General features: G+C 40.2%; 1 protein-coding gene. It reads left to right on the forward strand.

The annotated features are described in order from the left end of the window. Positions 1-86: 86 nt before the first annotated feature. A partial coding sequence (locus tag A3738_RS10800; RefSeq protein WP_197473807.1) for a hypothetical protein occupies positions 87-478 on the forward strand: 392 nt, incomplete at its 3' end.

Consider the following 478-nt stretch of genomic DNA (forward strand, 5'->3'; position numbering starts at 1 on the left):
TACAGATCCTACATCATCACGATCTAGATCTACCTGATACTAAATTAATGTACTCAAACAGCTGGTTAATCATCTTCGGTACCCTAATGGATTATTCTAAGTACTCTTACGCGGAGCTTATGCAAGCGCATAGCTCAATTAACAAGGAAAAGTATCCAGAGAACTACGCCAAACTTTTGATAGCGATTGATCAGCTTGAAAAAAGTGACCTTCCTGAACATCAATCACAAGTAGAGCAATTCAAATTAGTCGCGAGTGAAAAACAAAAAAAGCTACCTGCATCTTGGTGCGCCATATTTGCCCTAGTGTGTCTATGGCTAGCCTTCGATACACATATTGATGGATATCATTGGACGAGGCGAGGTGGAGATATAACGCGAGAAGATGATCCGTTTTGGTTCTATCTCTTTGTTGGAATGTATTTATTCGGTGCCGCCTACTCACTTTTACAAATGTTCAACGCTCTAGATCAAAGACA

Source organism: Oleiphilus sp. HI0066 (assembly GCF_001635725.1).